Annotated in this window: 32 protein-coding genes and 1 riboswitch; of the genes, 20 read left to right on the forward strand and 12 right to left on the reverse strand. The window is 44.3% G+C overall.

The window, feature by feature from the left end; translation table 11 throughout:
• The first annotated feature begins 54 nt into the window (after positions 1-54).
• Genes mntA through mntD form a run of 4 tightly spaced genes read left to right on the forward strand, consistent with a single transcriptional unit; the run spans position 55 to position 3,936 of the window.
• Entirely contained in the window at positions 55-975 is a 921-nt protein-coding gene (mntA, locus tag M1D94_RS05610; protein ID WP_046160762.1) for a manganese ABC transporter substrate-binding protein/adhesin MntA, read from the forward strand.
• An 18-nt stretch (positions 976-993) separates the two neighbouring features.
• Positions 994-1,746: a manganese ABC transporter ATP-binding protein MntB gene (gene mntB, locus M1D94_RS05615; protein WP_014480635.1), complete on the forward strand. Its 753-nt coding sequence runs from the start codon at positions 994-996 to the stop codon at positions 1,744-1,746.
• 5 nt (positions 1,747-1,751) lie between these two features.
• Positions 1,752-3,059 carry a manganese ABC transporter permease MntC gene (gene mntC, locus M1D94_RS05620; protein WP_456270450.1) on the forward strand — a complete coding sequence of 436 codons (1,308 nt, stop codon included), beginning with the start codon at positions 1,752-1,754 and terminating at the stop codon, positions 3,057-3,059.
• Positions 3,049-3,936 carry a manganese ABC transporter permease MntD gene (mntD, locus tag M1D94_RS05625; protein WP_038829938.1) on the forward strand — a complete coding sequence of 296 codons (888 nt, stop codon included), beginning with the start codon at positions 3,049-3,051 and terminating at the stop codon, positions 3,934-3,936. The genes mntC and mntD overlap by 11 nt, the downstream gene beginning before the upstream one ends.
• A gap of 18 nt (positions 3,937-3,954) precedes the next feature.
• On the opposite strand, the gene M1D94_RS05630 is transcribed toward mntD, so the two are convergent.
• Genes M1D94_RS05630 through M1D94_RS05640 form a run of 3 tightly spaced genes read right to left on the reverse strand, consistent with a single transcriptional unit; the run spans position 3,955 to position 6,581 of the window.
• Positions 3,955-4,113: a DUF1540 domain-containing protein gene (locus tag M1D94_RS05630; RefSeq protein ID WP_003229069.1), complete on the reverse strand. Its 159-nt coding sequence runs from the start codon at positions 4,111-4,113 to the stop codon at positions 3,955-3,957.
• Between the two features lie 53 nt (positions 4,114-4,166).
• Positions 4,167-5,207 (reverse strand): cytochrome d ubiquinol oxidase subunit II, encoded by a 1,041-nt coding sequence (locus M1D94_RS05635; RefSeq protein ID WP_015251386.1) that lies wholly within the window; start codon positions 5,205-5,207, stop codon positions 4,167-4,169.
• A 42-nt stretch (positions 5,208-5,249) separates the two neighbouring features.
• Positions 5,250-6,581 carry a cytochrome ubiquinol oxidase subunit I gene (locus tag M1D94_RS05640; protein WP_072175875.1) on the reverse strand — a complete coding sequence of 444 codons (1,332 nt, stop codon included), beginning with the start codon at positions 6,579-6,581 and terminating at the stop codon, positions 5,250-5,252.
• Positions 6,582-6,786: 205 nt separating this feature from the next.
• On the opposite strand from M1D94_RS05640, the gene M1D94_RS05645 reads away from it, so the two are divergent.
• Together M1D94_RS05645 and M1D94_RS05650 are read left to right on the forward strand one after the other, a co-directional pair.
• Positions 6,787-7,035 carry a type B 50S ribosomal protein L31 gene (locus M1D94_RS05645; RefSeq protein ID WP_456270451.1) on the forward strand — a complete coding sequence of 83 codons (249 nt, stop codon included), beginning with the start codon at positions 6,787-6,789 and terminating at the stop codon, positions 7,033-7,035.
• Positions 7,036-7,128: 93 nt separating this feature from the next.
• Complete coding sequence (locus M1D94_RS05650; protein ID WP_041851128.1) at positions 7,129-7,692, forward strand: beta-class carbonic anhydrase; 564 nt, start codon at positions 7,129-7,131, stop codon at positions 7,690-7,692.
• On the opposite strand, the gene yidD is transcribed toward M1D94_RS05650, so the two are convergent.
• Positions 7,689-7,916, reverse strand: a complete 228-nt coding sequence (gene yidD / locus M1D94_RS05655; protein ID WP_003229076.1) for a membrane protein insertion efficiency factor YidD — start codon at positions 7,914-7,916, stop codon at positions 7,689-7,691. The genes M1D94_RS05650 and yidD overlap by 4 nt on opposite strands.
• Positions 7,917-8,043: 127 nt before the next feature.
• Here yidD and M1D94_RS05660 point away from each other — a divergent pair, with 127 nt between their 5' ends.
• A complete protein-coding gene (locus M1D94_RS05660) occupies positions 8,044-8,517 on the forward strand; it encodes an S-ribosylhomocysteine lyase (RefSeq protein ID WP_003219361.1) in 474 nt (157 codons plus the stop codon).
• Positions 8,518-8,636: 119 nt separating this feature from the next.
• Positions 8,637-9,074, forward strand: a complete 438-nt coding sequence (locus M1D94_RS05665) for a FixH family protein (protein WP_014477743.1) — start codon at positions 8,637-8,639, stop codon at positions 9,072-9,074.
• Here M1D94_RS05665 and ytzI read toward each other — a convergent pair.
• On the reverse strand, positions 9,068-9,208 hold the full coding sequence (gene ytzI / locus M1D94_RS05670) for a YtzI protein (RefSeq protein ID WP_003229081.1): 141 nt from the start codon (positions 9,206-9,208) through the stop codon (positions 9,068-9,070). The two genes, M1D94_RS05665 and ytzI, sit on opposite strands and share 7 nt — an antisense overlap.
• A gap of 128 nt (positions 9,209-9,336) precedes the next feature.
• Between ytzI and M1D94_RS05675 the strand changes: the two genes are divergently transcribed.
• The 3 genes from M1D94_RS05675 to ytkD all read left to right on the forward strand — a co-directional run bounded on the left by M1D94_RS05675 (position 9,337) and on the right by ytkD (position 11,029).
• Complete coding sequence (locus M1D94_RS05675) at positions 9,337-9,774, forward strand: Dps family protein (RefSeq protein ID WP_003229083.1); 438 nt, start codon at positions 9,337-9,339, stop codon at positions 9,772-9,774.
• Between the two features lie 165 nt (positions 9,775-9,939).
• Positions 9,940-10,344, forward strand: a complete 405-nt coding sequence (locus tag M1D94_RS05680) for a phage holin family protein (RefSeq protein WP_021480358.1) — start codon at positions 9,940-9,942, stop codon at positions 10,342-10,344.
• A gap of 208 nt (positions 10,345-10,552) precedes the next feature.
• Positions 10,553-11,029: an RNA deprotection pyrophosphohydrolase gene (gene ytkD / locus M1D94_RS05685; protein ID WP_003229087.1), complete on the forward strand. Its 477-nt coding sequence runs from the start codon at positions 10,553-10,555 to the stop codon at positions 11,027-11,029.
• 26 nt (positions 11,030-11,055) lie between these two features.
• Here ytkD and M1D94_RS05690 read toward each other — a convergent pair whose 3' ends face one another.
• The 3 genes from M1D94_RS05690 to M1D94_RS05700 are packed head-to-tail and all read right to left on the reverse strand — an operon-like array spanning position 11,056 to position 13,642.
• Positions 11,056-11,868 carry an ABC transporter permease gene (locus M1D94_RS05690; protein WP_003229090.1) on the reverse strand — a complete coding sequence of 271 codons (813 nt, stop codon included), beginning with the start codon at positions 11,866-11,868 and terminating at the stop codon, positions 11,056-11,058.
• A complete protein-coding gene (locus tag M1D94_RS05695) occupies positions 11,843-12,625 on the reverse strand; it encodes an ABC transporter ATP-binding protein (RefSeq protein ID WP_003229092.1) in 783 nt (260 codons plus the stop codon). Before M1D94_RS05695 ends, M1D94_RS05690 begins: the two co-directional genes overlap by 26 nt.
• 12 nt (positions 12,626-12,637) lie before the next feature.
• Positions 12,638-13,642 (reverse strand): ABC transporter substrate-binding protein, encoded by a 1,005-nt coding sequence (locus tag M1D94_RS05700; RefSeq protein ID WP_456270452.1) that lies wholly within the window; start codon positions 13,640-13,642, stop codon positions 12,638-12,640.
• Between the two features lie 151 nt (positions 13,643-13,793).
• On the opposite strand from M1D94_RS05700, the gene M1D94_RS05705 reads away from it, so the two are divergent.
• Both M1D94_RS05705 and M1D94_RS05710 read left to right on the forward strand, forming a co-directional pair.
• Positions 13,794-14,567, forward strand: coding sequence for an alpha/beta hydrolase family protein (locus tag M1D94_RS05705; protein WP_029318292.1), 774 nt, complete (start codon positions 13,794-13,796; stop codon positions 14,565-14,567).
• Between the two features lie 51 nt (positions 14,568-14,618).
• Complete coding sequence (locus M1D94_RS05710; RefSeq protein WP_004398611.1) at positions 14,619-14,861, forward strand: DUF2584 domain-containing protein; 243 nt, start codon at positions 14,619-14,621, stop codon at positions 14,859-14,861.
• 38 nt (positions 14,862-14,899) lie between these two features.
• Here the strand turns inward: M1D94_RS05710 and pckA are convergent, their stop codons facing one another.
• Positions 14,900-16,483 carry a phosphoenolpyruvate carboxykinase (ATP) gene (pckA, locus tag M1D94_RS05715; protein WP_014480627.1) on the reverse strand — a complete coding sequence of 528 codons (1,584 nt, stop codon included), beginning with the start codon at positions 16,481-16,483 and terminating at the stop codon, positions 14,900-14,902.
• Between the two features lie 196 nt (positions 16,484-16,679).
• Positions 16,680-16,818: riboswitch (SAM riboswitch) on the forward strand.
• Positions 16,819-16,985: 167 nt separating this feature from the next.
• Here pckA and metK point away from each other — a divergent pair.
• The 3 genes from metK (at position 16,986) to alaP (ending at position 21,763) form a co-directional block, all read left to right on the forward strand.
• A complete protein-coding gene (metK, locus tag M1D94_RS05720) occupies positions 16,986-18,188 on the forward strand; it encodes a methionine adenosyltransferase (RefSeq protein ID WP_003229102.1) in 1,203 nt (400 codons plus the stop codon).
• Positions 18,189-18,337: 149 nt separating this feature from the next.
• Positions 18,338-20,236, forward strand: a complete 1,899-nt coding sequence (gene asnB, locus M1D94_RS05725) for an asparagine synthase (glutamine-hydrolyzing) (protein ID WP_004398625.1) — start codon at positions 18,338-18,340, stop codon at positions 20,234-20,236.
• Positions 20,237-20,371: 135 nt separating this feature from the next.
• Positions 20,372-21,763, forward strand: coding sequence for an alanine permease AlaP (alaP, locus tag M1D94_RS05730; RefSeq protein WP_003229105.1), 1,392 nt, complete (start codon positions 20,372-20,374; stop codon positions 21,761-21,763).
• Between the two features lie 245 nt (positions 21,764-22,008).
• Here the strand turns inward: alaP and M1D94_RS05735 are convergent, their stop codons facing one another.
• On the reverse strand, positions 22,009-22,524 hold the full coding sequence (locus M1D94_RS05735) for a gamma carbonic anhydrase (protein WP_014477735.1): 516 nt from the start codon (positions 22,522-22,524) through the stop codon (positions 22,009-22,011).
• Positions 22,525-22,572: 48 nt separating this feature from the next.
• On the opposite strand from M1D94_RS05735, the gene ytpA reads away from it, so the two are divergent.
• Positions 22,573-23,352, forward strand: a complete 780-nt coding sequence (ytpA, locus tag M1D94_RS05740) for a phospholipase YtpA (RefSeq protein WP_003229109.1) — start codon at positions 22,573-22,575, stop codon at positions 23,350-23,352.
• Between the two features lie 20 nt (positions 23,353-23,372).
• A complete protein-coding gene (tbcS, locus tag M1D94_RS05745; RefSeq protein WP_033882168.1) occupies positions 23,373-24,476 on the forward strand; it encodes a tetraprenyl-beta-curcumene synthase in 1,104 nt (367 codons plus the stop codon).
• On the opposite strand, the gene M1D94_RS05750 is transcribed toward tbcS, so the two are convergent.
• Positions 24,466-25,050 (reverse strand): class I SAM-dependent methyltransferase, encoded by a 585-nt coding sequence (locus M1D94_RS05750; protein WP_128740658.1) that lies wholly within the window; start codon positions 25,048-25,050, stop codon positions 24,466-24,468. The two genes, tbcS and M1D94_RS05750, sit on opposite strands and share 11 nt — an antisense overlap.
• A complete protein-coding gene (locus M1D94_RS05755) occupies positions 25,047-26,015 on the reverse strand; it encodes a TIGR01212 family radical SAM protein (RefSeq protein WP_070547664.1) in 969 nt (322 codons plus the stop codon). The genes M1D94_RS05750 and M1D94_RS05755 overlap by 4 nt, the downstream gene beginning before the upstream one ends.
• Before the next feature lie 161 nt (positions 26,016-26,176).
• Between M1D94_RS05755 and M1D94_RS05760 the strand changes: the two genes are divergently transcribed.
• Positions 26,177-26,449, forward strand: a complete 273-nt coding sequence (locus M1D94_RS05760) for a YtzC family protein (protein WP_003229117.1) — start codon at positions 26,177-26,179, stop codon at positions 26,447-26,449.
• Positions 26,450-26,603: 154 nt separating this feature from the next.
• Complete coding sequence (locus M1D94_RS05765; protein ID WP_003229119.1) at positions 26,604-26,741, forward strand: hypothetical protein; 138 nt, start codon at positions 26,604-26,606, stop codon at positions 26,739-26,741.
• Positions 26,742-26,746: the final 5 nt, after the last annotated feature.

Genomic DNA, 26,746 nt, shown 5'->3' on the forward strand with positions numbered 1-26,746 from the left:
ACTGACAACATAAGATAAAACAATCGGACATTGATGGCAAAGAGGAGGAGAAATATGAGACGAGGGCTGATGGCAGCAGTGCTTTTTGCGACCTTTGCTTTAACGGGATGCGGAACGGATTCAGCCGGAAAAAGCGCTGATCAGCAATTACAAGTGACAGCGACAACATCTCAAATTGCCGATGCAGCAGAAAACATCGGAGGTGAACATGTAAAAGTCACCTCTTTAATGGGACCGGGGGTTGATCCGCACCTCTACAAAGCTTCCCAAGGTGACACGAAAAAATTAATGTCTGCCGATGTTGTTCTGTACAGCGGGTTGCATTTGGAAGGGAAAATGGAGGATGTCCTCCAAAAAATCGGCGAACAAAAACAATCGGCGGCAGTAGCTGAGGCCATTCCGAAAAATAAGCTTATTCCCGCGGGGGAAGGCAAGACGTTTGATCCCCACGTCTGGTTCAGCATTCCGTTATGGATCTATGCGGTGGATGAAATTGAAGCGCAATTCAGCAAAGCAATGCCTCAGCACGCAGATGCCTTTCGGAAAAATGCCAAAGAGTACAAAGAAGATTTGCAATATTTAGATAAGTGGTCACGTAAGGAGATCGCACATATTCCGGAGAAAAGCCGTGTGCTCGTGACTGCTCATGATGCGTTTGCGTACTTTGGGAATGAGTATGGATTTAAGGTAAAAGGCCTGCAGGGACTCAGCACAGATTCGGACTATGGATTAAGGGATGTTCAGGAGCTGGTTGATCTTCTGACAGACAAACAAATAAAAGCTGTGTTCGTAGAAAGCAGTGTATCTGAAAAATCAATCAATGCAGTGGTGGAAGGCGCTAAAGAAAAAGGCCATACAGTCACAATCGGCGGTCAGCTTTATTCGGATGCCATGGGCGAAAAGGGCACAAAAGAAGGCACATACGAAGGAATGTTCCGCCACAATATCAACACGATTAGTAAAGCGCTTAAATAAAGAAAAGAGGTGGAGGATATGTTCCCTGTTGAGCTTGATAATGTGACGGTTGCTTATCATAAAAAGCCTGTACTGCAGGACATTTCGCTGCAGGTGCCGGAAGGAAAACTTATTGGCATTATCGGCCCAAACGGCGCGGGAAAATCAACCTTGATCAAAACGATTCTTGGTCTTGTGCCCCGAGCTTCCGGAGACATCTCTATTTACGGCAAAGACTATAAGGATCAGCGGACCAGAATCGGATATGTTCCGCAGCGCGGCTCGGTTGACTGGGATTTCCCCACAAGCGCGCTCGATGTCGTCCTAATGGGAAGATACGGGAGAATCGGTTTATTAAAGAGGCCAAAGAAAGCGGATGTGGAGATGGCGAAGGCCGCATTAGCAAAAGTCGGGATGCTTGATTATGCGAAGAGGCAGATCAGCCAGCTGTCAGGCGGCCAGCAGCAGAGGGTGTTTCTTGCCCGGGCACTCTGCCAGAACGCTGACATTTATTTTATGGATGAACCGTTTGCAGGTGTCGATGCAGCGACGGAGCGCGCGATTATGACGCTGTTGGCAGAACTCAAAGAAAAAGGAAAAACCGTGCTTGTCGTCCATCATGACCTGCAGACCGCCGAGGATTATTTCGATTGGATCTTACTGCTTCATTTAAGAAAAATCGCTTTCGGACCGGCGGAAAACGTTTTTACGATCGAAAACCTGCAAAAAACATATGGAGGAAGGCTTACGTTTTTAAAAGATAAAGTGCTGGCAGAAGGACATAAGGAGTGAGCGCGATGTTTGAAAGTTTGTGGCTGCAGCTCCAGCATCCGAATACACAGTGGGTGCTGGCCGGTACGCTTTTGCTCGGGATGGCAAGCGGTGTTTTGGGCAGCTTTGTGCTGCTGAGAAAGCAAAGTTTAATCGGCGATGCGATGGCCCATTCAGCTCTGCCGGGAGTGTGTCTCGCTTTTCTGTTCACTGGGCAAAAATCACTGCCTTTCTTTTTGCTGGGTGCGGCGCTCGCCGGGCTGCTCGGAACGTTTTGTATACAGCTGATTCCGCGGCTTTCAAAAACAAAGGAGGACTCGGCGATCGGGATTGTTCTTTCTGTGTTTTTTGGCGTCGGGATCATTCTGCTGACATATATTCAGCAACAGGGGGCGGGAAGCCAAAGCGGGCTTGATTCTTTTTTATTCGGCCAGGCTGCTTCATTGGTCAGGCAGGATATCATCCTTATTGCAGGAATATCCGCTGTTCTACTGCTCCTATGTATTGTTTTCTTTAAGGAATTTACATTGATTACTTTTGATCTCGCGTTTGCAAAGGGATTAGGAATCCCGGTGCGTTTTTTAAACGGGCTTTTGGCTTGTCTGATTGTCTGTGCTGTCGTCATTGGGCTTCAGACTGTTGGTGTGATATTAATGGCGGCAATGCTGATTACACCTGCCATAGCTGCGAGATATTGGACCGAACGATTAACCGGGATGATCGTCATTGCCGGGATTACAGGCGGGGTCAGCGGCGTGGCCGGAACCCTGCTTAGCACCACGATGAAGGGAATGGCGACAGGGCCATTAATGATCTTATCTGCAACGCTGCTCTTTCTTTTTTCAATGATTTGCGCGCCTAAGCGGGGATTGGCTGCTAAAGCCATAAGGCTGATGAGGCTGCGGCGCAGAACAAGCAGGGAGCAAGTGCTTTTGGAGATTTATGAACAGTATGAAAAGAATAATCTTTGTGTAACTGTTGAAAGTGTAAGAAAGAAAAGACGCCTATCCCCTTCATTATGCCTTAAGGCATTAAATGACTTGGAACAAGAGAGGTGCATTGAGCGTATCGAAAATGGAATTTGGCAAATCACAAGCAAAGGGATAGAAAAAGGCTATCACACAGCTTTGAAGCAGCGGATGTATGAAGTGTATCTCATGCAGGAAATGGAACTTGCCAATATAGAATCCGATCAAGACTGCTTTGACCCGGACCGTTTACCGAGAGAAACGAGAGAGCGGCTTTATTCACTCTTAAAGCTGTATGGACGGATGCCTGAGCGTCGAAAAGCGTCTCATGATGCCGAGAAGGGACAGATCGCAAATGAGTTTTGAAGCATGGATTATAGCTACCGGTGTATTAGTCGGTGTAAGCTGCGGATTGATCGGCACATTTCTTGTGCTGAGAAGCATGGCGATGCTGGCCGACGCAATCAGTCATACAGTGTTGCTTGGCATTGTCGGCGCTTTTCTAGTGACGGGAAGTCTCGATGGGATTTCTATGTTTATTGGCGCAGCCGCAACCGGTCTGTTAACGGCTTTCTTGGTTCAGCTTCTTCATAGCAAGGGGGTTCAATCAGATGCTGCCATAGGAGTTGTGTTTACATCCTTATTTGCAATCGGGGTTATTTTGCTTTCTGTGTATGGAGCGAATGTCCATCTCGATATTGAGCACTCGTTAATGGGAGAAATCGCTTTTGTGCCGTGGAATACGGTGACGGTATTCGGGGTTGATATTGGGCCGAAAGCGTTTTGGATGCTGACATCTGTTCTGGTTTTAAACGTAGTGTTGATCAGTGTGTGCTATAAGGAGTTTAAAATCGCTTCGTTTGATCCTCAAATGGCCTTAGCCTTGGGAATACCGGTTTTGCTCATTCATTACGTGCAAATGGGTATGCTGTCCCTGACAACTGTTGCTTCCTTTGATTCGGTGGGTGCCGTATTGGTTGTGGCCATGCTGATTGTTCCGCCTGCTGCTGCGCATTTGCTGACAGACCGGCTTCTTTATATGCTGATTCTCAGCGCGTTGATTGGCGGGCTGTCGGCGGTCATGGGCTATTTCTTCGCAACGTGGCTTAATGTTTCAATTTCAGGAGCGATGGCGGCCATGACAGGTGTATGTTATGCAAGCGCCTTTTTGTTTTCACCTGCAAACGGGGTCATGACTAAAAAGTTAAGAACACTCAACATGCAAAAAGAAAGAGCTGGCTGACGCAGCTCTTTCTTTTAATTACAAATCATGCGGCTTAAACGTTTTGCAGTCTGTTTCCCGGCTGTTTTCAGCCGTTTCACCAGTATGGCTGACAACATAAATGGCATCAGCGGTGCATTTGTTACCTTTGCCCCAATAAGAACAGTTGTTGACCTCACATAGAATTTTCTGCTCCATGCCATCCCCTCCTTATAAAGGTTCTGGATTAGTATAGCCGGCTGGCTTGCCCTCTATTCCTCCTGGCGGATATAGCGTTTATCTCGCATAAACATTTTCCAGAAGAAATAAAAGCCCGGAAATAGAATGATAAATGCAACGATATAAGTCGCAAACAGCGCCCTGAACGTTGCTGGCTCTGTGAAGCCTGACATGACTGTCACATCAGGATAAATCATATACGGAAGATGCGCCCGCCCGTACGCGTAGCTTGCGAGAAAATACTGTATCCCAATCGCGACAAGTGCAAGCCGCGGTTTTCCGATGTTTTGCCCAAAGCTCTTATTAGGCAGAAAAAGGGCGATTCCAGCAATGACAAATGTAATGAACGATGCAATAATCCAAGTAAAATCATTCATCATTCCGCTGTACAGCCAGTTTGCTTCATTCCGCATTGTTACCATGATGCATACAGCAAACAACAGTGAAATCGGGCCGGTAATCAGGGCGCTTTTTCTGTAGGCTCGGTACGCATCCTGTTCCTCTGCCACATTTGAAACATCTGCAAGCAGCAGCGAGGACAAAAATAAGGTGCTTAAAATCGCAAACCCGATAAATGAATAGGCGTTGGGGCTTGAAAAGATTTTAGACATATTTAAGTTATAGATTCCATCCGTTTTTTCTATAAACCCTCCGTGTGTCACAGGAAGCACCAAAATTAAAATAGCAGGAATGATAAAGCCGGAGATGCCGGAAATATATCTTAGCGTTTTCCGCTCCTTTGCTGTATTTGAAAAAACGAGAAATCCGCTTCGAATCGCTAAAAGCAGCAAAATCATGCTTCCGGGAATTAATAAAACGGTTCCGAGCACAAATGTCGCGCCGGGGAAAAAACTGAAAAGCGCCACGACGATGGCCACAATAAAGACGTTTGTGACCTCCCAAGTCGGGGACAAAAAGCGATTCGCAATATCGGTGGCCTTCATATGCTCCTTATTTAAATAGATCATAGACCAAAATCCCGCTCCAAAATCCATTGTCGCCATGACGGCGTAAATAAACACAAAGCCCCAGATAATTGAGATGGCGATCAGAGCGTCAGTTGAAATCTCCATTTGTCGATCTTCCTTCCATTTGGTTTCCTGTTTGCGGAGCCATTACGACTCCGCTGTATTTAAATCTTCGTCAACCGGGTGCTTGCGGAAATAATACAGCAGCACGTAGACGACAGCTGCGCCTAACACGGCATAAACAAATGTGAAAAATAAGAACAGCACCCCGATCGAGCCAGTCGTTGTTACGACATCTGACGTTTTCAGCAGATGATAGATGACCCAAGGCTGCCTCCCCGTACATGCGAAAATCCAGCCGAATTCAATGCCGATGAGACTAAAAGGGCCTGCTGTCATGAAAATGACCAAAAGCCACGTTGGGAAACGGTCTTTCTTAAGCACCTTTCTCCAGACCACACCGATAATGGAATAAAGAATAAGCAGCATGCCTACACCGACCATCGCATTAAACAGCGTGTGAATGAAAAGCGGCGGCCATTCATCTCTCGGAAATGCATTTAATCCCTTTACAACAGTGTCAAAACGGTTCGCTGCCAAAAAGCTTAAAGCCCATGGAATCTCGATTGCCCATTTTACTTTTTCTTCATTCGGGTCGGTAAAACCGCCGATAGCGAGCGGGGCGTGGGATCTTGTTTCAAACAGGCCTTCCGCACCGGCTAATTTTTCGGGCTGGTATTCGTACAGCATCTGTGCAGATTCGTGTCCGTTCAAAGCGGTCAGCAATGAAAAAATACCGCCGATCGTCAGTGCGAGCAAAAGGGCTTTCCGGTGAAAGCGATAGACCTTTTCCTTTTTCCTCGTCCGGATCATTTTATACGCCGCAACAGAAGCCACGATAAACGCACCGGTCATAAACGCGGACAGCACGACATGGCCGGCAGTGATAAAAAAGCTAGGATTAAAAAACGCAGCCCACGGGTCAACATCTGTAATTTTTCCGTTTGAAATTTTAAAACCGGCGGGCGTACCTTCAAAAGCGTGAACATTCGTAATCAGAACAGCTGATGCTGCTGCCCCGACTAACACAAAGAAAACAGCAACAATCCTCATTGCAGGTGACAAACGGTCTGCAGCGTATACATAAATCGACATGAATAGGGCTTCAACAAAAAAAGCATAGATTTCAATTTGAAATGGCAGGGACATCACCCGGCCGATGACTTCCATAAATCCCGGCCATAAAAGCGCGAGCTGAGTGCCCGCGATCGTTCCGGTCGGTATGGCGACCCCCAGCAAAACGGCTTGTGCTTTCGTCCATCTTTTCGCCATGATCGCATAATGGTCATCTTTCGTTTTTTGATAGATCAATTCCGCCACTAAAATCATGAGCGGGAGACCGACTCCAAGCGTTGCGAAAATAATATGAAAGCCCATTGTCGTGCCAAAGAGGCTTCTGGCCAAAACTAAATCATCCACAATCGTAAACCACCTTTCTAAAAAGACGTTCTGTATGTATTTTGGGTTTATTATTTGCTTCCTCGGTTAGATTATTCTTCCTATTCTTAAATGCCATGAGGTTTACGATGTGAAAACAGAGGGAAGGATATAAGAAGATTGACAAAACGTTTGTAAGGTTATAAAATAAAACGTAATTATTACGATTTGTTGAAAGGAGATACACATGAGAGAAGGAATTCATCCGAAGAACCACAAAGTGATATTTCAGGATGTCAACAGCGGCTACCGTTTTCTCAGCACCTCTACGAAAACATCTAATGAAACAGCAGAGTGGGAAGACGGCAACACATATCCTGTCATTAAAATAGAGGTAAGTTCTGACACGCATCCATTTTATACAGGCCGCCAGAAATTCAATGAAAAAGGCGGACGAGTTGAGCAGTTCAAAAAACGCTATAACATGGGGAAATAAGGCAGACCAGAGGGTTTGTCTTTTTTTATTATGACGAATAAACAAGGGTTGTGATATATTGAAGAGTAAAAAGAATAGAAAGGGACAACGAACATGAGTCTTCTAAATGATATTCTCGAATTTAACAAGACATTTACTGAACAAAGAGAGTATGAAAAGTATCAAACATCAAAATTTCCAGATAAAAAAATGGCGATTCTTTCTTGCATGGACACTCGTCTGGTTGAACTGCTGCCGCATGCGATGAATTTGCGAAATGGTGATGTGAAAATCATTAAAAGTGCCGGTGCGCTTGTGACACACCCATTCGGAAGCATCATGAGAAGTTTACTCGTCGCAGTGTACGAGCTGAATGCAGATGAGGTGTGTGTGATCGGGCATCACGATTGCGGCATGAGCAAAATCAGCAGCAAAAGCATGCTTGAAAAAATCAAAGCAAGAGGGATTCCGAAAGAACGCATCGAAACAATAAAGTACTCCGGTGTAGACTTTGATCAATGGTTTAAAAGCTTTGATTCAGTGGAAGCGAGTGTGAAAGACAGCGTAGACGTTATTAAACATCACCCGCTGTTCCCTGAAAACGTTCCGGTCCATGGCTTAGTCATTGATCCTAAAACCGGAAAACTGGATCTTATCGTAAACGGTTATAACAATTAATGTTTTTGTTTCTTTTCAGGAACGGGATCGACTCCTCCCGGATGGAACGGGTGGCATTTCAAAATCCGTTTGATTGTCAGCCATCCGCCTTTTAAAGCGCCATGTGTTTTAATCGCTTCGATTCCATATTGGGAACAGGTCGGATAAAAGCGGCACGTTGGCGGTGTCAGGGGCGAGATGAATTTTTGATATCCTCTGATCAGAGCGATGAATAGGGTTTTCATGTTTCTTCAGCAACCTTTCTGATGCAAGTATAAGAAAAAAAACACAGATTGAAAAGTTAATCAATAATTCTTATCGGAAAAGTATGTTATAATGAAATTACATTTTTAAAAAAGGGAGAGTGCCATTATGCCTTCAGTAGAAAGTTTTGAGCTTGATCATAATGCGGTTGTTGCTCCATATGTAAGACATTGCGGCGTGCATAAAGTGGGAACAGACGGCGTTGTAAATAAATTTGACATTCGTTTTTGCCAGCCAAATAAACAGGCGATGAAGCCTGACACCATTCACACACTCGAGCATTTGCTCGCGTTTACGATTCGTTCTCATGCTGAGAAATACGATCATTTTGATATCATTGATATTTCTCCAATGGGCTGCCAGACAGGCTATTATCTAGTTGTGAGCGGAGAGCCGACATCAGCGGAAATCGTTGATCTGCTTGAAGACACAATGAAGGAAGCGGTAGAGATTACAGAAATACCAGCTGCGAATGAAAAGCAGTGCGGCCAAGCGAAGCTTCATGATCTGGAAGGCGCTAAACGTTTAATGCGTTTCTGGCTTTCACAGGATAAAGAAGAATTGCTAAAAGTATTTGGCTAAAATAGAAAGGACCTTTTTGCGCATAAGCAAAAAGGTCTTTTTTGTGACGTCTCATATTTTATGTACCATTTGCTGTAAGCGTTTGCTACTATTTAGGTAAACGATGAAAGGGTGATGGCATGAAAAAGATGTTGGTTGTTCTGCTTTTTTCTGCTTTATTGCTTAATGGATGCGGATCTGGTGAAAGCAAAGCAAATACAGCTGAGACGCCCGAGGTTTTGGATGTCAAGCTGACCGGGCCTGAAAAAGTAAATCCCGGAGAAAGCGCTGCTTATGAAGCAGCCGTATCATATGGTGATGAAGCTGTGACGGATGCCGATGAAGTAGAGTTTGAAGTATGGAAAGAAGGGGAAAAAGACGCAAGCCAAATGTTTAAGGCGAAACAAGAAAAAGGCGTATACCGATTGGAAACGACGTTTAAGGAAGATGGTGTATACACTGTCCAATCCCATGTCACAGCAAAAAAACAGCATAGCATGCCGACCTTAAAAGTCCAAGTCGGAGACGCCGATGCTGCCAGCAATCAGTCAGAAGAGGAGCATTCACATCATCATTGATTGTGTGAATCAGAGTGATTTTCTTGTGGTGGATCAATGGTATGCTTTACATTATAGGCTTTTACAGTCGTCCAAATGGTTACAAGCAAAACAGCCAGCACAATCAAAATACTTATCGTAATGAGAAGCGTCATGACATTCCACCTCCCGTTTTTTAACAATTGTAGCATAATAGAAGAAATCGTGACAGATAAGGGTAAAAAAGAGGTTTTAGCGTACGATATTAAGGGTATACATAGTCATATAACAAGGAGGAGATACCATGTCAGAACAATTGATTCAAGCAGTGAACAAACAAGTAGCCAACTGGACAGTCATGTATGTGAAACTACATAATTATCACTGGTATGTGAAAGGAAAAGATTTCTTCACTCTTCATGAAAAGTTTGAGGAGCTGTACAATGAAACGGCAACTTATATTGATGACTTAGCAGAACGTCTTTTGGCGCTGAACGGAAAACCGATTGCAACAATGAAGGAATCCTTAGAAACGGCTTCTGTCAAAGAAGCTGCTGGAAATGAAACAGCTGAACAAATGGTTCAAAGCGTATATGATGATTTCACAGTCATCGCGGAAGAGCTGAAAAACGGCATGGATTTAGCTGATGAAGTCGGTGACGAAACAACAGGGGACATGCTTCTTGCGATCCATCAAAATATTGAAAAACATAACTGGATGTTAAAAGCTTACCTAGGTTAAGTTCAAAAATAGAACGGCCGGATGTCTTAAAAAAGACGTCCGGCTTTTCTTTTTGTATCTTAAAAATAGGCGACAACCAGTCCATTTTTCTGAAAAATCCAATCCGTTCGGCTTGTTTACCATAGAATATCGTAAGGCCGTTTCTGTGAAAGGATGTTGGGATAAATGGATAGAGACTTTGGCATCTTTTCGTTTTTAGCAGTCAGCGTTTCAGCAGCGGGTTTTTTCTTTGGAGGTTTTCAGTATTCATTTCTGATTTTGCTCTCTCTTATGGCAATTGAATTTATCAGTACGACTTTGAAGGAAACCATTATTCACAAACTGTCATTTAAAAAGATATTTGCCCGGCTTGTCAAAAAATTAGTCACGCTGGCTCTGATCTCTGTATGCCACTTTTTTGATCAGCTGCTGAATACACAGGGATCAATTCGTGACTTGGCTATTATGTTTTATATTCTTTATGAATCTGTGCAAATTGTTGTGACAGCCAGCTCTCTTGGCATACCGGTTCCCCAGATGCTTGTCGATCTTTTAGAAACGTTAAAAAATAAATTTAAGCGCAAACCGTAACTTTTCCCTGTTCGAGGGTCATAATAAAGCCCAGAGCGTCGGTCGCACTTTTCGGCAAAAGCTATCGCAAAAAACTGTACGAGCTAGTCTGCATGCAGAACCTAACGGCGTGCTGGGTTTCCCTTATTTTTTGATAAAAGGCTTCCGAAGAAACGTAACTGTGGTATGATGTATGGAAGATAGCTAGGAACGGATTTGAGGGATAAACATGTACGAGTTTAAAGATTATTATCAGAATACTGTTCAGCTTTCCTTTGACGATCAGCCTTTCTCGGACAGCCCGAAGCATGTCTGGGTGATTTGCCGTTTTGGCGGCAAATGGCTTTTAACAGAACATGAGGACAGAGGCTATGAGTTTCCAGGCGGGAAAGTAGAGCCGATGGAGTGCGCAGAAGAGGCTGCGCTCCGGGAAGTAAAGGAAGAGACGGGCGCGAGAGTCAAAAGCCTCAAGTATCTCGGACAGTATAAAGTTCTCGGAAAAGAAAAAGTGATTGTGAAAAATATATATTTTGCAGATATAGAAAAGCTTGAAAAGCAGGCTGATTACTTTGAAACGAAAGGCCCGGTTTTGTTTCACGAGCTGCCGGAGAACCTTTCCCGCAATAAAAAATTCAGCTTTATTATGAAGGATTCCGTTCTTCCGATCAGCTTGAAAAAACTGAAAGAGTCTGGATGGATTGAATAAAAAACCCGGCACATGTGCCGGGTTTTTTATGTCCTCCCCTTCGTCCATTTCTTTTCCAGCAGCTCGACGCCCTGATACATCAGAGTGGCGAAGATGGCGATGATCAGCAGGCTTAAGAAGACGAGTGTAAAATTGAAGACTTGGAATCCGTAAATAATCATATATCCTAATCCGACCTTCGAAACGAGGAATTCCCCTACAATGACGCCAACCCATGATAAACCGACGTTCACTTTTAGTGTTGAAATAATTGCGGGGGAGGATGCAGGCAGTATGACTTCTTTAAAAATAACCCATTTTTTTGCGCCGAATGTTTTCATGACTTTCGTATAGTTTTCGTCGACCTCTTGGAAGGCGGTGTAGACAACGATGGTTGTGATAATGACGCTGATGATGGCTCCCATCGCAATGATGCTGATAAAACTGGGACCGAGCGCGACAATCAGGATCGGGCCCAGGGCCACTTTCGGCATTGCATTCAAAATCACAAGATACGGATCTAAAATTCTGGCAAGTCGGTTAGACCACCATAACAAAGCGGCGAGGCACGTGCCCATAAACGTCCCGAGCAAAAAGCCAAGCACCGTTTCAAATAAAGTGACGCCGATGTGTGACAGTAAAGAACCGTCACCAAGTTTCTCCAGCAATAATCGCCACACAGCTGATGGAGAGCTGAAGATCAGCGGATCGATCCAGCCCTGCCTGCTGGAGATTTCCCAGCCCGAGAAAAAGAGAATAAATATGGCAAGCTGAAAGGAATGGACCTTCCACTTTTCCTTTTTCTGTTTGAATTGATACTGCTCGTGAAGCAGATCAATGGTTTCTTTGCTGTTTCTCAAGAGAATTCAGCTCCTTCCATATCGTTTGAAACAGTGTCTGGAAGGAAGGTTCCTGACGGGCGTCAAAAGGCAACATCGCGGCCAATTCCTTAGGGATGGTAAAAATCTGATGGATGGTGCCCGGCTGATTTGAAAATAAAAAGATCGTATCGCTCATCGCTATCGCTTCCCCTATATCATGAGTGACAAGCACTGCTGTTTTTTGATATTCCTTTAATGTGCGGAATACCAGGTTTTCCAAAGACAGCTTTGTCTGAAAATCAAGCGCGGAAAATGGCTCATCCAGCAAAAGCAGACTAGGGTTAGGCGCAAGTGTTCTTGCAAGCGCAGCCCGCTGGCGCATCCCGCCTGACAGCTCTTTCGGATATTTTTTCTCCACATCTATGAGGCCGAACTCCGGCAATAGACCGAGTGCAGCGGCTTTGCTTTCTTCTGTCAGCGTGTCGGCGATTTTTAAACCGAGAAGCACATTTTCCTCGATAGATTTCCAGGGAAATAAGTAATCCTGCTGAAGCATATAGCCAATATTATGTTCTTTTTGATTCGGCTCACGGCCTTCAATCAGAACTCTGCCTTCTGATGGCTCAATCAAACCGGCAATAATGGAAAGCAATGTTGTTTTTCCGCAGCCGCTTGGGCCGAGAAATGAGATGAAATCGCCTTTTTCGGCATCGAAATGAATATCCCGCACAGCCGTTGTTTTTTCTTTAATAGAAAAATAAGTATGGGTTACATGGTCGACATGTAAGAAAGACATAGATGGCGCCTCCTATTTCTCCGAGGTGACTTTTTCAGCAATTTCTTTATTTACAAGCTGATTGTATGGAATGTGCTTCGGCAGTTCTCCCGATTGATCCATAATGGTTTGGAGAAGCTCCCATTCTTTTTCGTTAAGCAGAGGGTCTGGTGAATATGAATGCTGTTTTTTATAGCGTTCAATGGATGTTTCGATGACGTCTGGGTCGGTATCATCAAATTCATCTTTAATGGCATCTGTGATGTCCTTCGCAGAATGGTTTTCAACCCACTGCTGCGCCTTATAAATGGCCTTTGTAAACTTGACGGCTGTGTCTTCATTTTTCTTCAAATAGCTTTGTTTCGCCATAAAAGTCGTATAAGGAACCTCTCCTGATTCTTCTCCGAATGAAGCCACGATATGGCCGATGCCTTTTTTCTCAAAGAGAGAAGCCTGCGGTTCAAAGAGCTGTACATACTCACCGGTTCCAGAAGCAAACGCATTGGCAATATTGGCGAAGTCTATGTTCTGGATGAGGTCTATATCCTTATGCGGGTTAATCTTATGTTTGTTCAGTACATACTCGCCGACCATTTGCGGCATGCCGCCTTTTCGCTGACCGAGAAACGTTTTTCCTTTCAACTGATCCCAGTCGAAGTGTTCAACATCTTCTCTCGCGACAAGAAACGTTCCGTCTGTCTGAGTCAGCTGGGCGAAATTAATGACGGGATCTTTAGCCCCTTGCGCTTCGACATAAATAGATGTTTCTGACCCGACAAGCGCGATGTCGGAGCCGTTGGAAAGAAGCGATGTCATCGTTTTGTCTCCGCCCCAGGTCGTATTCACATCGACATCAAGCCCTTCTTCTTTAAAAAACCCTTTAGACTCAGCAACATATAAAGGTGCGTAAAAAATTGAATGGGTCACTTCAGCTACCTTGACTTTTGTGAGCGTTTCTTCCTGCTTGCAAGCCGCCAGGGCGAACATCAGAAAGATACTGCCGACACAGGCGAAGCTCAGCCTTAACCATCTGTTCACATAGACAACCTCCTTATTTCGCATCAAGTTAATATCCTTTTTTGCTTTACATATCGTATGATGGGTATAAAAATGTGTGAATGCCTAACCAGGTTCTCCGGATGTAATTTTGGAGTAAGGAAAGCATATAGAAAAAAAGGAGGCGGCTGTTTTGATTGTAGAGAAAAGAAGATTTCCGTCGCCAAGCCAGCATGTGCGTTTGTATACGATCTGCTATCTGTCAAATGGATTACGGGTTAAGGGGCTTCTGGCTGAGCCGGCGGAACCCGGACAATATGACGGATTTTTATATTTGCGCGGCGGGATTAAAAGCGTGGGCATGGTTCGGCCGGGCCGGATTATCCAGTTTGCATCCCAAGGGTTTGTGGTGTTTGCTCCTTTTTACAGAGGAAATCAAGGAGGAGAAGGCAATGAGGATTTTGCCGGAGAAGACAGGGAGGATGCATTTTCTGCTTTTCGCCTGCTTCAGCAGCACCCAAATGTCAAGAAGGATAGAATCCACATCTTCGGTTTTTCCCGCGGCGGAATTATGGGAATGCTCACTGCGATCGAAATGGGCGGGCAGGCAGCTTCATTTGTTTCCTGGGGAGGCGTCAGTGATATGATTCTTACATACGAGGAGCGGCAGGATTTGCGGCGAATGATGAAAAGAGTCATCGGCGGAACACCGAAAAAGGTGCCTGAGGAATATCAATGGAGGACACCGTTTGACCAAGTAAATAAAATTCAGGCACCCGTGCTGTTAATCCATGGAGAAAAAGACCAAAATGTTTCGATTCAGCATTCCTATTTATTTGAAGAGAAGCTAAAACAACTGCATAAGCCGGTGGAGACGTGGTACTACAGTACATTCACACATTATTTCCCGCCAAAAGAAAACCGGCGTATCGTGCGGCAGCTCACACAATGGATGAAAAACCGCTGACAGTGAAATATGTTATGATAAAGAAAAAAGAGAACGAAAGGGGATTTCACTTTGGGAATGCCTGTTGAATTTAATACACTGATTGTGACAAAAGGAAAAGAAGTTCGCATAGATGAAAATATATTCACGTTAGAGAAGGACGGATACCGAGTATATCCGATGGAGATTCCAATGGATGTACGCAAAACAAAGTTTGGCGAAAAGTCAGGCACAGCTGAAGTGCAGAAGCTTCAATGGGAAGAAGGCCGGACCATCATTACATACAAGCTGACTTCTTTGCATTCCGTCAATTAAAACAAGCCAAGAGCATAATTGCTCTTGGCTTTTGTTTTTTATACGAGAGGGCCGCCTGCCTGGGCGATGGCATCGGTATGTGCGAACTTTTTAAAGTTCTCTTTGAATTCATTTGCAAGGTAGACTGCTTTTTCTTTGTATTCTTCCTTGTTGGTCCACGTATTTTCAGGCTGAAGGATATGATCAGGAACGCCAGGAACATGTGCCGGAATGTGCAGGCCGAAAATATCGTCAGTTATCATTTCAGCATCCTCTAATTTACCTTCAATCGCTGCTTTGACCATTGCTCTAGTGTAAGAAAGCTTCATTCGTTCGCCTGTGCCGTAGCCGCCCCCGGTCCAGCCGGTATTGACTAAGAAAACGTCTGCGCCGTGTTCATCGATCTTTTTGCCGAGCATCTCAGCATAGACGTGAGCAGGAAGCGGCAGGAAAGGTGAGCCGAAGCATGTAGAGAACGTCGTTTCAGGAGACGTTACACCACGTTCGGTTCCGGCAAGCTTACTCGTGTAACCGCTCAAGAAATGGTACATGGCCTGCTCCTTCGTTAGTTTGCTGATCGGCGGCAGGACTCCGAATGCATCAGCCGTCAAAAATACAATTGCTGACGGATGGCCGGCCATGCTTGGAGTCACGATGTTGTCAATCATATGAATCGGGTAAGCTGCCCGCGTGTTTTCAGTATAGAAGGAATCATCATAATTGGCTTCGCGTGTATCTTCGTCAACAACGACATTTTCGAGAACAGACCCGAAACGGATCGCGTTAAAGATTTGCGGTTCCTTTTCCTCGCTTAAATGAATGCACTTAGCGTAGCACCCGCCTTCAATATTAAAGACGCCTGTATCAGACCAGCCATGTTCATCGTCACCGATCAGCTTGCGGTCAGCATCTGCCGACAGGGTGGTCTTGCCTGTTCCTGACAGTCCGAAGAAAAGGGCGACATCGCCTTTTTCACCGACATTGGCGGAGCAGTGCATAGATAAAATATCTCTTTCAGGCAGCAGGAAATTCATAATGGAGAAAATGGACTTCTTCATTTCACCGGCATACTCAGTTCCGCCGATTAAAATTGTCCGCTTTTCGAAAGAGACAATAATAAACGTTTCGGAATGAGTGCCGTCTGTTTTTGGATCCGCTTTGAAATGCGGAGCAGAAAGAATGGTGAACGGCTGCTCAACTGTTTTCTTATCATTTCCTTCCGGACGGATAAACAGCTGCCGAGCAAATAAATTGTGCCATGCGAACTCATTTACGACAGTGATCGGCAGCCTGTATTTCTCGTCTGCTCCGGCAAATCCTTCGAAAACAAACAGCTCATCTCGCTCCTTTAAATAGCTGACAACTTTCGTGTACAGCCGCTCAAACGCTTCTTCTGAAATCGGCTGATTCACCGGGCCCCAATCGATCTTATTTTTCGTGCTTTCTTCCTCCACGATGAATTTATCTTTAGGTGAGCGTCCTGTGTAAGCGCCTGTAGTCGCGCGAACAGCACCTGTGGATGTTAAAATGCCTTCGTTTCGGGAGAGGACTTTTTCTGTTAGCTGTGCTGCAGATAAATTATGACGCACATTTGGACATGTTAATAAGGCTTGTAAATCAGCGGTCAAATCAACTGAGTTCATATGAAACCTTCCTTTATCGTTTTTTGTGTTTTGCTAATTGTGAATTAGTATAACATATATTTTCAAATAGTCTATACTATTTATTATTTTTTGTGTGTGCATTTCCATTGTTTTCCCTCAATATAGGTGCCTATTTCTTCTGAATCATATTGACATTGCAAACCCTTTTACGATAAGATATTTCATTGAGCGGATACTCTTATCCCGAGCTGGCGGAGGGACAGGCCCTATGAAGCCCAGCAACCGGTTTCTCTGTTATTTATTATGTTCAACTGAGTGAGACAACCAAGGTGCTAACCTGTTGCAAGGTTGTATGATTCCTTGAGCGATAAGAGTGAAAGGCACAAAGACCAAACCCTTTCCTCGATGGAAAAGGTTTTTTTATTTCATAAATATGCCAATTAACATTCTCTAATATAACTGTACATTGTATAAGAGGGAGCGAGTTCCGTATCATATATACAAGGTCTTTCGGGAGGCCTTGTGCAGGAGGAAGCAAATCATGAGTAAAAATCGTCGTTTATTTACATCAGAATCTGTTACGGAGGGGCATCCGGATAAAATCTGTGACCAGATTTCTGACAGCATTTTAGATGAAATTTTAAAGAAAGACCCTAACGCGCGTGTTGCTTGTGAAACATCTGTGACAACAGGTTTGGTTCTTGTAAGCGGAGAGATCACAACTTCTACGTATGTTGACATTCCGAAAACGGTTCGCCAAACCATTAAAGAAATCGGATACACACGTGCAAAATACGGATTTGATGCGGAAACTTGTGCGGTTTTAACATCAATTGATGAGCAGTCTGCTGATATCGCGATGGGCGTAGATCAAGCGCTTGAAGCCCGTGAAGGCACAATGAGCGACGAAGAAATTGAAGCGATTGGTGCGGGTGACCAAGGATTAATGTTCGGTTATGCGTGCAACGAAACGAAAGAGCTTATGCCTCTTCCAATTTCACTTGCCCATAAATTAGCCCGCCGCCTAAGTGAAGTCCGTAAAGAAGATATTCTTCCGTACCTTCGCCCTGACGGCAAAACACAGGTAACGGTTGAGTACGATGAAAATAACAAACCAGTCCGCATTGACGCGATTGTTATTTCAACTCAGCATCATCCTGAAATTACACTTGAGCAAATTCAGCGCAACATTAAAGAACATGTCATCAATCCGGTTGTTCCTGAAGAGCTGATTGATGAAGAAACAAAATATTTCATCAACCCTACAGGACGTTTCGTAATCGGAGGCCCTCAAGGGGATGCGGGACTTACAGGACGCAAAATCATCGTTGATACGTACGGCGGCTATGCACGCCACGGCGGAGGCGCGTTCTCAGGTAAGGATGCGACGAAGGTAGACCGTTCTGCAGCTTATGCGGCAAGATACGTTGCGAAAAACATCGTTGCGGCTGAGCTTGCTGATTCTTGCGAAGTACAGCTTGCTTACGCGATCGGTGTTGCACAGCCTGTGTCAATCTCAATCAACACATTCGGTTCCGGAAAAGCTTCTGAGGAAAAACTGATTGAAGTTGTTCGCAATAACTTTGATTTACGACCTGCCGGCATTATCAAAATGCTTGATTTGCGCCGTCCGATCTACAAACAAACTGCTGCGTACGGCCACTTTGGACGTCACGATGTTGACCTTCCATGGGAGCGCACAGACAAAGCGGAGCAGTTGCGTAAAGAAGCGTTAGGAGAATAATTTTATAGCCGCTTACTGGTTAAGCGGCTTTCCCTTTTTTATCGTTGTATTCATGTTTATTTTTTTACATAACTGTGAAACCAAATACTATTCACAGCGTCTATAAATAGGGGTTCAATGATGACAATTTTAATTATGGAGGCAATACTATGTGTGGATTTGTCGGGGTTTTTAACAAGCATCCGTTAGCTCAAACCGCTGATCAAGAAGAACTAATCAAACAAATGAACCAAATGATCGTTCACCGCGGTCCTGACAGTGATGGATATTTCCATGATGAGCACGTCGGCTTCGGATTCAGACGGCTCAGCATTATTGATGTAGAAAATGGCGGACAGCCTTTATCATATGAAGATGAAACATATTGGATTATCTTTAACGGAGAAATCTATAACTATATTGAACTGAGAGAAGAGCTTGAAGCAAAGGGGTACACATTCAACACGGATTCGGACACAGAGGTTCTTCTTGCGACTTACCGTCACTATAAAGAAGAAGCGGCGTCCAAACTGCGCGGTATGTTTGCCTTTCTGATTTGGAATAAAAACGATCATGTGCTTTATGGGGCAAGAGATCCATTCGGCATTAAACCGTTGTACTACACAACGATCAATGATCAGGTTTATTTTGCCTCAGAGAGAAAAAGTTTAATGGTTGCTCAGAATGATATTGAAATAGATAAAGAGGCATTGCAGCAGTACATGTCTTTCCAATTTGTTCCTGAACCAAGCACGCTTGATGCCCATGTGAAAAAAGTAGAGCCGGGTTCACAATTCACAATCCGCCCGGACGGCGATATCACATTCAAAACGTATTTCAAAGCGAACTTCAAGCCGGTTCAGACTGAAGAAGACAAGCTTGTGAAAGAAGTCCGAGACGCGATCTATGACTCTGTAAACGTTCATATGAGAAGTGACGTTCCTGTCGGTTCGTTCCTGTCTGGCGGGATTGATTCTTCCTTTATTGTGTCTGTTGCGAAGGAATTTCATCCAAGCTTAAAAACATTCTCTGTCGGCTTTGAACAGCAGGGCTTCAGTGAGGTTGATGTAGCGAAAGAAACGGCAGCGGCGCTGGGCATCGAAAATATCAGCAAAGTCATTTCGCCTGAGGAATACATGAATGAGCTTCCGAAGATCGTATGGCATTTTGATGACCCGCTAGCTGACCCGGCAGCGATTCCGTTGTACTTTGTTGCAAAAGAAGCGAAAAAACATGTTACGGTTGCTTTATCAGGTGAAGGAGCGGATGAGCTCTTCGGCGGATATAACATTTACCGTGAACCGCTTTCGCTTAAACCGTTTGAACGGATTCCGTCCGGCTTGAAAAAGATGCTTCTGCACGTTGCTGCCGTTATGCCTGAAGGTATGAGAGGAAAGAGCCTGCTTGAGCGCGGCTGTACTCCGCTTCAAGATCGTTATATCGGTAACGCGAAAATCTTTGAAGAGTCTGTCAAAAAGCAGCTGTTGAAGCATTATAATCCGAACCTTTCATATCGCGATGTGACGAAGACTTACTTTACGGAAAGCAGCTCGTACAGCGATATCAATAAAATGCAGTATGTCGATATCCACACTTGGATGCGCGGCGACATTTTGTTAAAGGCGGATAAAATGACGATGGCGAATTCTTTGGAACTGCGTGTGCCGTTCTTGGATAAAGTCGTATTCGACGTCGCTTCAAAAATTCCTGATGAGCTGAAAACGAAGAACGGCACGACGAAGTATCTTCTTCGCAAAGCCGCTGAAGGAATTGTGCCTGAGCATGTATTAAACCGCAAAAAGCTCGGTTTCCCTGTACCGATCCGTCATTGGCTGAAAAACGAAATGAACGAATGGGTGCGGAATATTATTCAAGAAAGCCAAACGGATGCTTATATCCATAAGGATTATGTCCTTCAGCTTCTTGAAGACCATTGTGCGGACAAGGCTGATAACAGCCGTAAAATCTGGACTGTACTGATCTTTATGATCTGGCACAGCATCAATATTGAAAAACGGTATATGCCTGAAGAGCTGAGCCATCAGCCTAAAGAAGTCATCTTTGTGTAACAGACAACAAGGCTTTCGAGTAGTCGAAAGCCTTGTTGTTATCCTTTTATTTCTCCATCATCATTGATTTACCCAATCCGTACGGAATATTCAGAAAAATGATATAATGATATTTTTTTCTAGGGGAGAAGAAGCATGCAAAAACAAAAACAAGAGCTGCACCGCGGACTCGAAGAAAGGCATATTTCTTTAATGTCTTTAGGAGCTGCTATAGGAGTAGGGTTGTTCCTCGGCTCCGCATCAGCTATTCAATTAGCAGGGCCTGGTATTTTGGTAGCGTATGCCGCAAGCGGCCTGGTCATGTTTTTTATTATGAGAGCGCTTGGGGAAATGGCCATTCAAAAACCGGTCGCAGGCTCCTTCAGCAGGTATGCGCGTGATTATTTGGGACCGCTTGCAGGCTATTTAACAGGGTGGAACTACTGGTTTTTATGGGTTGTCACCTGTATGGCCGAAATTACTGCTGTCGGTATTTATATGGGGTTCTGGTTTCCTGACGTGCCAAACTGGATTTGGGCATTATCGGCGCTGGTCATTATGACGGGTGTTAATTTCCTGGCTGTCAAAGCTTACGGTGAGTTGGAATTTTGGTTCGCATTGATTAAAATTGTTGCGATCTTATCCATGATTGCTGTCGGTTTATTGATGATTATTGCAGGAGTCGGCAATGGGGGCATTGCCACTGGAATCAGCAATTTGTGGAACAACGGAGGATTTTTCCCTCATGGTTTAAAAGGGGTTCTATTGTCTCTTCAAATGGTCATGTTCGCCTATTTAGGGATTGAAATGATCGGGGTGACGGCTGGCGAAGTAAAAAACCCGCAAAAATCGTTAGCCAAAGCAATCGATACAGTATTTTGGAGGATTTTGATTTTTTATGTAGGCGCTTTATTTGTCATTATGTCTATTTATCCGTGGCAGGAAATTGGCTCTCAAGGAAGTCCATTTGTTCTCACATTTCAAAAAGTGGGCATTCCATCGGCCGCAGGTATCATTAACTTTGTCGTGTTGACTGCCGCGCTGTCTTCATGCAACAGCGGTATTTTCAGCACAGGACGGATGCTGTTTAACTTGGCGGAACAGAAAGAGGCGCCACAAGCATACGGTCAGCTGACGAAAGGCGGCATCCCGGGTAAAGCTGTTCTGGCTTCAGCGGGCGCTTTATTAGTCGGAGTGCTGTTAAACTATGTTGTCCCTGCGAAGGTATTTACTTGGGTTACAAGTATTGCGACCTTCGGAGCGATTTGGACGTGGGCAATCATTTTGCTTTCTCAAATAAAATACAGGAAAAGTTTGAAGCCGGAAGAAAAGAAACAATTAAAGTACAAAATGCCTTTATTTCCGTTTACGTCTTATGTGTCATTGGCATTTCTAGCATTCGTCGTCATTCTTATGGCTTACAGCCCTGATACAAGAGTAGCCGTGATTATCGGGCCGATATGGTTTCTCATCTTGCTGGCTGTGTACTATGGAAAAGGGTTTCACAAAAAAAATGCGGCTGCTGCCAGCGAACGAAATATCAGCTGACAAAAAGAGCTCCCAGTGGGCTCTTTTTGTGTGTGCTCATAGAAAATAGAGAACAGGAAAGAATAGGTATGTGTGTTTGCAGAGGCTGTTTATAGTTTTGTGATAAGATAAAAGTCATACGTTTCATGCTATATGTGAACGTTTTATGGAAAAATCGAAACCCGAACTGTGATGACGTCCGGGTTAACGATGGTTATTGCTTTCAAATATAATTTGAAAAATGGTAAAGTAAGACGAAGCAGGTCTTATGTTTGTTGAAGAAATTTATAATATTGGCCCTTTTCTACATATTCTGACCGTATTCTTTGCATATCTTTTCGGTCTTCTTCCGTCAAAGGGCGGATGACTTTTGCAGGGCGGCCAAAGGCGAGATGGCCAGGCGGAATGGTTTTTCCAGGCGGGACAAGACTGCCGGCACCAATAAAAGCGCCTTCGCCAATTTCGGCTCCGTCTAAAATGATTGAGCCCATGCCGATTAAGGCGTTCTTGCGGATAACAGCGCTATGAAGTGTAACCTGATGGCCTATCGTGGCGTCATCTTCAATGAGCAGCGTCTTGTTCGGGCTTTGATGGAGGCAGCTTAAATCCTGGATATTGACTCTGTTTCCGATTCTGGTCGGCGCAACATCTCCCCTTATGACAACAGAAAACCAAATGCTGGACTGTTCTCCGATCACGACATCACCGGTAATTGTTGCATTATCAGCTATAAAGGCTGTTGGGTGGATATCTGGCTTGTGTTCCTTATAAGGGTAGATCATAAGATTCATCCTTCTTTCTCTATTTAAATTTCGTATGAGGTGAAGAGCATGTGGACCTGGAAAGCAGACAGACCTGTTGCCGTGATTGTAATTATTCACGGGGCAAGTGAATATCACGGACGATATAAATGGCTGATTGAAATGTGGCGGTCCTCGGGTTATCACGTTGTCATGGGCGATTTGCCTGGACAGGGAACAACGACAAGAGCGAGAGGGCATATTCGCTCGTTTCAAGAATACATTGATGAAGTAGATGCTTGGATAGATAAAGCGCGAACTTTTGATCTGCCGGTTTTTCTTCTAGGTCACAGCATGGGCGGTCTGGTCGCGATTGAATGGATTAAACAGCAAAGAAATCCCAAGATTACGGGAATTATTTTATCATCACCGTGTCTCGGACTGCAAATTAAAGTGAATAAAGCGCTTGATCTTGCATCAAAAGGCCTGAATGTCATCGCTCCGTCACTTAAGGTTGATTCGGGATTATCAATTGATATGGCGACGCGCAATGAGGACGTCATCGAAGCTGACCAAAATGATTCGTTATACGTCAGGAAAGTTTCTGTCAGATGGTACAGAGAGCTTTTAAAGACAATTGAATCGGCAATGGTGCCGACAGAGGCATTTTTGAAAGTTCCGCTTCTTGTGATGCAAGCCGGTGATGACAAGCTTGTTGACAAAACGATGGTCATCAAGTGGTTTAATGGTGTTGCTTCTCATAATAAAGCATACAGAGAGTGGGAAGGGCTTTACCATGAGATCTTCAATGAACCCGAGAGAGAAGATGTCTTTAAAGCAGCAAGAGCGTTTACTGATCAATATATTTGAACTAGTAGGGGGTGCATGTGTTGACAGTACCGGAACATCCTTTTGGATTGATGGCAAAGGTATATCGAGATATTTTTCCGCTCGTTCATCAAGAGCTGGACATATGGAAGCAAAAATCAGAATCGATTCATAACAGTGAATTGAAAGCACAGGCAACCGCAAGTATTCGGGACAAAACGTTTCACTGTGAAGGCGGCGGCATACTGGCCTTATTGTCAGGCAGCCAAAAACAGAAATGTGTCGAGTTTATCATCGCGTATCAAACGATTAGTGATTATTTGGACAATCTGTGTGACCGCAGCACCTCGCTGGACCCGCAGGATTTTCGGATGCTCCATGCCTCAATGCAGGATGCACTGACAGTTGGGGCGGAACTGCAAAACTATTATCAATTCAGGGAAGAACAGGATGACAGCGGATATTTGCATGAACTGGTTAAAACGTGCCAGCGTGTTCTCGGCTCCATTGAGCACTATGACATGATTAAACCTTATCTGCTTGAACTGTGCGGCTATTATTGCGATTTGCAGGTGCATAAGCACGTTATTGAGCATGAGCGTGTTCCGCGGCTTGAAAAGTGGTTTACTCAATATGAATCAGAGCTGCCTGAGATGGAATGGTATGAATTTTCAGCCTGTGCAGGCTCAACGTTAGGCATTTTCTGTCTGGTTGCGTATTCGTTCCAGCCTGATTTCACAGAAAGCACCGCTAAAAAAATCCGCGACAGTTATTTTCCTTACATACAGGGCCTTCATATTCTTCTTGATTATTTGATTGATCAAGAGGAGGACTTGCTGGAAGGAGACTTGAATTTCTGCTCGTATTATCAGTCTCATGAAGAGATGATGAATCGGCTTGAACACTTTATCCATAAAGCTGACGAGCATTTACAAGGCATTCCGCATGAAAACTTCCATCGTTTAATCAATCGCGGCTTGCTTGGCGTTTATTTGTCAGATGATAAAGTGGCGGGCCAAAAGGAAATGGGCCGGCTCGCAAAGAAGCTGATCAAAGCCAGCGGAAAAACCTCCCTTTTCTTTTATATCAACGGCAGAGCCTACCGGAAATTTCAAAAAATGTCCTGGATGAAAAACTCAAAGAAAAAAGCTCAAATCATTTGCTGATCTGAGCTTTTTTTTCGATGGCGATAATAAATGGCGGGTCATTTTGCTGATTGATAAATCCGTATGATAATACACGGGCTGTTTGCTGGTCCAAGTCCCGGCAAAACTCGAGCACGTCGTTTTTTTCAGCTTTGCCTTCCGGGTGGCCATGATAGACGACGAGAACAATTAGACCTTCGTCTTTCATGATGCTGAGAAGCTGTTCAATGGCTTTGATCGTAGAACTGCCGTTTGTCGTAATTGATTTGTCCCCGCCTGGCAAATAGCCGAGGTTAAATACCGCGGCCGCCACTTTGCCATGTGTTTCAGGCGGGAGGGATTCAGCGATTTTATCATGGCTTTTGTGAAATAACGTTGTTCGCGCTCGATATATGTCACCAAGCCGTTCCTTTGTATTGGCCACGGCTGATTCTTGGATGTCGAATGCGTATACATGGCCGTTTTCACCAACAAGCTCCGCTAAAAACTGTGTATCATGTCCGTTGCCCATTGTCGCATCTACGACAATATCTCCTTCTCCCGCGGCCATTTTCAGCAGTTCTTTGCTGTAGGGAAGAATTTTCTTCAAAATCATAGCACTGATTCCTCCTCAAGCCGTTGAAAGAACTTTCCTTGATAGCTGCCTCGGTTTTCTAGCTCTTTATTAATGGCGCCAAGCACTTCCCATTTGTTGACGCTCCACATTGGCCCGATCATCAACTCAATCGGTCCGTCACCTGTAATGCGGTGGACGATCATTTCAGGCGGAATGATCTCAAGCTGATCGCACACGAGCTGCACATAATCATCTTGAGAAAGAAATTCTAGCTTTCCCTTTTCATATTGCTTGACCATCGGCGTGCCTTTCAGTAGGTGAAGCAGATGGATTTTAATGCCCTGGACATCCAAATCTGCGACGGCCTTTGCCGTTTCCATCATCATGTCCCGGTCTTCCAAAGGCAGCCCATTGATAATATGCGAGCAGACACGTATGCCGTGTTTTCTTAATTTATTGACGCCTTCCACATAGCAGTTAAAATCATGTGCGCGGTTGATCAGAAGTGCAGTCCGTTCATGAACTGTTTGAAGCCCAAGCTCAACCCACAAATAGGTGCGTTCATTCAGCTCTGCCAAGTAATCAACGACATCATCAGGCAGACAGTCCGGGCGTGTGGCGATCGAAATGCCGACCACATCATCTAAAGCGAGGACGGATTCGAATTTCTCACGAAGCACCTCAACCGGGGCGTGAGTGTTTGTGAAAGCCTGAAAATAAGCGATGTATTTGCCGTCCTTCCATTTTTCGTGCATGCGGTTTTTGATGTCGTGGAATTGCGTAATTAAATCATCGGCCCTGTTCCCGGCAAAATCGCCGGAGCCTGCTGCGCTGCAAAACGTACAGCCTCCGTGGGCTACGGTGCCGTCCCGATTTGGACAGTCAAAACCGCCGTCAAGCGCCACTTTAAACACCTTATGGCCGAAATGTTCTCTGAGATGATAATTCAATGTATGATAGCGTTTTTCCGTATTTGAATAAGGAAAAGGATTGTTCTGCATCACAATTCATGTGCCTCCTTGCGTACGATTGCATCCTAAAATTGTAGCACGCATTTCACAAGAGAACAAATGAATATCGACCATAAATTACTTTATTGAATAAAGTCAGATGAGGCTACAATATGAATGATGGATGAATTCCATTACCAAGAGGAGGGGTTACTGTGGCAACAAGACAATCAGTAGATGAACATCTCCAGCAATGTATGCAGGCCTATGATTATGCTGAAGAACAGCTGAAAATCGCTTCTAAACAAGAGCATTATAACGATCAAGAATATAGTGATGCACAAATGCAGCTAGAAGATGCGGTAAATGCCTTGAATAAACTATGGCTGTCGTCAAATGATCAGCAGAGAGAACAGCTGTACAGAATGAGACTTCAGCTTCAATCTTTGCAAAATAATATGATCCTGCAGCACCCTCTTGATGTGTAGGAAAACGGACCCTTTTAAAAGGGTCCGTTTTTTTGTAAAAAAAGGATTGACTTTGTGAGTCAAAGTATTTATTGTATTAAGTGTACTAATTGAAGTAATACACTATAGACACTAATATAAAATCATTTATATATTGACATTAAGGGAGGCAGTTATGAAACATAAAAAACGAAACAAACGTAACGTGCCAATGCTGATTGCGGCATCTGTGATCGCTTGTTCTTTTTTTCTTGTTCTTGTGATGATCGGTTTTGAATGGCAAAAAAGTATAATTGATCATTTTTATCTATAAAAGGT

This window comes from Bacillus sp. JZ109 (assembly GCF_053903135.1).